Origin of the sequence: Kitasatospora sp. NPDC007106 (genome assembly GCF_040634455.1) — a bacterium.
Taxonomy (GTDB): Bacteria; Actinomycetota; Actinomycetes; order Streptomycetales; family Streptomycetaceae; genus Kitasatospora; species Kitasatospora arboriphila.
Map to the genome: position 1 here is coordinate 1 of NZ_JBEYFP010000563.1, position 3,981 is coordinate 3,981.

Genomic DNA, 3,981 nt, shown 5'->3' on the forward strand with positions numbered 1-3,981 from the left:
CCCGCCGACCTCGCGCCGGCCGGGTCTCGCCTACCGGCCGGCCCCGCGTCGGCCGGGCCCGCGGCCACTGCGCCGCCCGGTGCAATCCGTTCCGCCGAGCGGCTGAACCGGCCGCCCGGTCCGGACGGTGACGCCCCGCCGGCCGCCTAGCCTTCCGCTATGACCGACCAGGACACCGCGGCCGCCGGCCCGCCGCAGGAGGTCCGGCTCGCCCTCGTCCTCAACGGCGGCATCAGCCTCGCGGTCTGGATGGGCGGCGTGGCCCACGAACTCGACCTGCTGCGCCGGGCCTCCCGGGGCGACGACGAGTCGGGCGTCGCCGAGCGCGACCGCCCCGCCTTCCGGATCTGGCAGCGCCTCACCCGGGAGCGGCACAAGCGGGTCGTGGTGGACGTGGTCGCCGGCACCTCCGCCGGCGGGCTGAACGGCGTGCTGCTGGCCACCGCCGTCGCCCGCGGCGCCGCCCTGCCCGACCTGCACGCCACCTGGAACCGCACCGCCGACCTCGGCCGGCTGCTCTCCGAGGACGGCTCCGGCAGCCTGCTGCGCGGCGCCGTCGTCGAGGAGGCCCTCACCGAGGCCGTCGCCGCGATGGGCGGCGAACCGCAACTGGCCGAGCCGGTCACCCTCTTCCTCACCGCCACCGCCCTCGACGGCCGCCCCCGCCGGTGCACCGACGGCTACGGCGGCGCCTTCGACGTGCCCGACCACCGCCGGGTCTACCGGTTCCGCCACGACGACGAGGCTCCGGTCTACGAACGCACCCGCGCCGGCACCTGGCAGGTCGGCAAGCGCCCGCTCCGCGACTTCCACGGCCCGGCCGGCCGCTTGGCGCCGGCCCTGCTGCGCGCCGCCCGCGCCACGGCCGCGTTCCCGGTGGCCTTCGCCCCGGTGCAGGAGGCGCCGATGGCCGACCACCGCGACCCGCCCTCCGCCATCCCCAGCAGCTCCGTCATGGACGGCGGCGTCCTCGACAACGAGCCCTTCCGCCCGGTGCTCGACGCGATCGGAGAACGCCTCGCCGACCGGCGGCCCGAACGCGTCCTGGTGTACGTGGTGCCGTTCGCCGGCACCCTGCGGCAGGAGGCCGTCGGCCGCAAACGGCCCGAGGACATCACCTGGACGGAGGCCGCCGCCACCGCACTGCACCACCCCCGCGAGGCCAACTTCCGCTCCGCCACCGAGGACCTCGCCGAACGGATGCGCACCCGCGTCTCCGGCGTCCAGGAGCACCTCTTCCGCGAGCTGTACGAGAACCCCGTCCGGGCCACCCGCCTGCTGCACCGGGCCGCCGAACTCCTCGACGACTACCGCCGCAGCCGGGCCGCGGCCGTCGTCTGGGACGTCCGCCGGCAGGCTTCCGCGGACGGCGTCACCGCCCTGCTCGACCTGCCCGGTACCGCGGCCGACTGGCTGCCCGGCCGCAACCCCGGCTGGCTGCCGCCGGCCGCCACCGAGCACGACGACCCCGTGCACGCCGCCGACCCCGGCGACTGGCGGTGGGGGCTCGTCCCCACCGAACGCGTCCTGCGGATGATGCTCTGCGACCTGCAGCGCCGCCTGCCCGACTGCCAGCCGACCGTCCGCCGCCAGCTGGCCTCGGCGGCCGGACTGGTCTGCCGCCGGCTCGCCGAGACCCGGGCGGTGGCGACCGCCGTCCGCGCCGCCCTGCGCGAGGGGCCGCCGCCGGGCCCGTCCGACGCCGGGATCGCCGACCGGGTCAGCGAGGTCTTCACCCGCCTCGACGCCGCCCGCACCCTCGGCGGCCTCGTCCGGCAGGCCGCCGGCAGCTACCTCACCGCCCTGCACACCCTCGGCGACCAGCGCTTCGCCACCACCCGCGACGCCCTCGCCTGCTGCCTCGCCGTCGAGGTCCTCAGCCACGCCTACGCCCCCGCCGCAGCCGCCGTCGAACAACCCACCCCCGCCTTCGCCTTCCTCCGCCTCGGCCCCGACGACCTCGGCCCGCTCTTCCGCCAGGACCGCTACGCCGACATGGGCGACCGCAAGCTGTACGGCACCCGGCTCGGCCACTTCGGCGCCTTCCTCGACGAGGACTGGCGCAGCTCCGACTTCACCTGGGGCCGCCTGGACGCCGCCCGCCACCTGCTCCGCGTCCTCGTCCCCGAGCCGGGCGAACGGCAGGACGCCGAGCGGGAGTTGCACAGCGCGCTGCTCGCCGCCGAGATCGGGCGGGAACGGATGCAGCAGAACCTCGACGAACTGCTCGGCGCGGACTCCGCCCTGCTCGACCGCACCGTCGGCGGGCCCGGCGGCCGGGACGTCCGGCAGCGGACCGCCCGGTCCGCCCGCGCCCTACTGCTCGCCGAACCGGAGGCCGACGCCGCCGGCCCCACCCGGTGGGCGCAGCGCCGGCTCAACGTCCCGGCCCGCGCCGCCCTCGACCCGGAGCCGCCCGACACCGGCGGTCTCCCGCTGCGCCGGCGGGTGGGCCTGTGGCTGCTGCGCCGCGCCACCCGCCGCGTCCGCCGGCAGTTGGACCAGGATCCGCTGCCGGGTGCGCTGCGCACCGCGCTGCGTCGTGACACCGTCCGTACGCTCTGCGCGGCGGCGCTGGTCTGCGCGCTGCTCGGCGCGGGCATCGCGCTGGCGATCGCCCTGCCGCTGACGTGATGGGCATTCGTGTTCGCGATGGCATCTTGGTGGTGTGATACCCATTCACTTTGGTGTCGATCAATCGCTTGGCTGATGGCGATTCACTCTTGGGTGGCAACGTGCTGATGTGACGGTGACTCGCCGCCCTGACAGCCCCTCGCCGCCCTGACAGCCCTTCGCCGCTCCGACGGCCCTTCGCCGCTCGGCGGCCCGCTCACTGCCGCGAGTGCCGTTCGTCGGCCACGACGGCACGCGCCGACCCGGCAGGACCGGCTTCCCGTCGGCGGCGGCCGGATCGACTTCCCGTCCGGCGGCAACCTTTCGCGCGTCGGTGGCAACCCGGGGGCAGCAAGGCGCCGATCCGAAGGAGGCTCCCCCGTGCCCGGCCCTGCCCCCGAGAGACCGTTCGACCCGTGCCGTCCGTCCGTGCCGTCCGCCCGCGCAGGGGTGCGCGCCGCCCGGTCGGGTACGGAGGGGTGACGGCGCTGGGCACGGCACCCGCCGCCGACCCGCTCGGCCTCGGCCGGCGGGGCCGCACGGCCCGGCCGACACCCCTGCGACCTGCGGCGACGACCGGGGCACCCGCTGATCCGGCGGCGGGAGCGGTTGGTAGGCTGCCGCCCTCCCTGCTGATTGAGAACGCTCACAACGGATCGAGAGGTCACGCCCCGGACATGATCGCCGACGATGCGTCCGCGGAGTTCCACGACTTCTTCGAACGCCACCACGCCGAACTCGCCCGGCTCGCCCACCTCCTGACGGGCGAGGCGGACGCGGCCGACGACCTCGCGGCGGACGCCATGGTGGCCCTCTGGCACCGCTGGGACCGGGTCCGCGGCGCGGACCACCCCGTCGCCTACGCCCGCGGCGTGGTCGCCAACCTGGCCCGCGGCCGGGTCCGCACCGCCGTCCGCGAGCGGCGCCGGGTGCTGCTGTTCTGGTCGCACCGCTCCGAGCGGACGGACGGGCCGGACGTGGCCTCCGTGCTGGACGTCCGGGCTGCGCTGGCCCGGCTACCCTTCCGCAAGCGGGCCTGCGTGGTGCTCCGGCATGCCATGGACCTCTCCGAGAAGGAGACGGCCCTGGCCCTCGGCATCTCGGTGGGCACGGTGAAGAGCCAGACCTCCAAGGGGATGGCGGAACTGCAGCGGCTGCTCGGCAACCGGGCCGGCGAACTGACGGGAAGGAGGAGCTGATGGACGAGTTGCGCCGACAGCTGCGCGAGGCCGCCGAGGCCCACCGGCCGGACCGGGAGCGCATGCTCGCCCGCGTCGAGCGGGGCATCGCCTCCTCCGACACCCTGAACGCCGACGCCTCCGACCCGGCGGCCGGCCGCCACCGGGTGCGCCGCGGCCTGCTCTCCTG

The 3,981-nt window shown here is 76.4% G+C and carries 2 protein-coding genes; both read left to right on the forward strand.

From position 1 onward, the window contains the following. Nucleotides 1-159: 159 nt before the first annotated feature. On the forward strand, nt 160-2,634 hold the full coding sequence (locus tag ABZ641_RS28425) for a DUF3376 domain-containing protein (protein WP_359986245.1): 2,475 nt from the start codon (nt 160-162) through the stop codon (nt 2,632-2,634). Nucleotides 2,635-3,290: 656 nt separating this feature from the next. Next, complete coding sequence (locus tag ABZ641_RS28430) at nt 3,291-3,812, forward strand: SigE family RNA polymerase sigma factor (protein ID WP_359986248.1); 522 nt, start codon at nt 3,291-3,293, stop codon at nt 3,810-3,812. Nucleotides 3,813-3,981: the final 169 nt, after the last annotated feature.